This is a genomic window from Mesorhizobium sp. M2A.F.Ca.ET.039.01.1.1, assembly GCF_003998035.1.
Classification (GTDB): Bacteria; Pseudomonadota; Alphaproteobacteria; order Rhizobiales; family Rhizobiaceae; genus Mesorhizobium.
The window spans coordinates 1-1,050 of sequence record NZ_RZRY01001250.1; the positions used below are offsets into that span (position 1 = coordinate 1).

Below are 1,050 nucleotides of genomic sequence, written 5' to 3' on the forward strand. Positions count from 1 at the left end.
AGGCAGCGGCCATCCTGCTGCCGATCCTGTGCCTGATGGATATCGTTTCGGTGTGGACGTGGTGGGGCGTCTATGACCGCAAGATGCTGGTCGACATGATGCCCGGCGCCGTCATCGGCATCGGCCTCGGCTGGCTGACCGCCGCCTTGGTGACCGAGGAGATGGTGCGGCTGATCGTCGGCGCCGTCGCACTGGTGTTCGTGCTGCGCTGGCTCTACCTGCAGTTCCGCCATGGCGCCGATCACGCGGCGGAGCCGAACCGCATCGCCGCCGCTTGCTGGGGCACGGTGGCCGGCTTCACCAGCTTCGTCGCCCATGTCGGCGGTCCGCCCTTCCAGGTCTACGCGCTGCCGATCCGGCTCGACCCGAAAGTGCTGTCCGGAACCGCGGCGATCTTCTTTGCCGCCACCAACGCGCTGAAGCTCATCCCCTATTTCGCGCTCGGCCAGTTCGACACCGCCAACCTCACGGCCTCGGCGGTTCTGATGCCGCTGGCGCCGCTGTCTACCATCGCCGGCGCCTGGCTGGTGCGCCGCATGCGGCCGGAGATCTTCTATCCGTTCACCTACGCCACCGTCGCGGTGGTCGCCGTCAAGCTGCTGTGGGATGGCATAGTCGGCTTGATGTAGAAACGAGGCGGCCTTCAACCGCCTCGCTCCAAAAGATGTAACGCTCAGGCGGCGCTCGGTACCAGCTGGCGGCCGCCGCCGAAGGCGAGCGCGGCGCCGAGCGCAATCACCATTGCCATGCCGGCAAGAATGCCGATGTCGTGCAGAGTGGGCTTCAGCACCATGTCGGCGATGATCACCAGCATCACCGCATAATCGAGGCGCGCCCATCTCATCATGCGCTGGCCGATGGCAAGGACGGCGGGCGTCACACCCTGCTCGGCGACCATGGCGCCCATGCGCTCGCCGGTCGGCTTGAAGATCAGCATGCCGATCGAGAAGGTCGTGGCATAGCCGACGAGGCCGATGACGATCCACAGTTCGGTGAAGCCGACCCAGAAACCGCACATGACGAGGCCGAAGATCAGCGTCAGCATCGACA

At 65.7% G+C, this 1,050-nt stretch carries 2 protein-coding genes; one reads left to right on the top strand and one right to left on the bottom strand.

Annotated elements, in window-relative coordinates:
- Positions 1 to 629 (top strand): sulfite exporter TauE/SafE family protein (locus EOA24_RS39050; protein WP_133374977.1); only part of this gene is annotated, 629 nt, incomplete at its 5' end.
- 44 nt (positions 630 to 673) lie between these two features.
- Here EOA24_RS39050 and EOA24_RS39055 read toward each other — a convergent pair.
- The coding region (locus EOA24_RS39055) for a hypothetical protein (RefSeq protein ID WP_127410883.1) at positions 674 to 1,050 on the bottom strand (377 nt) is incomplete at its 5' end.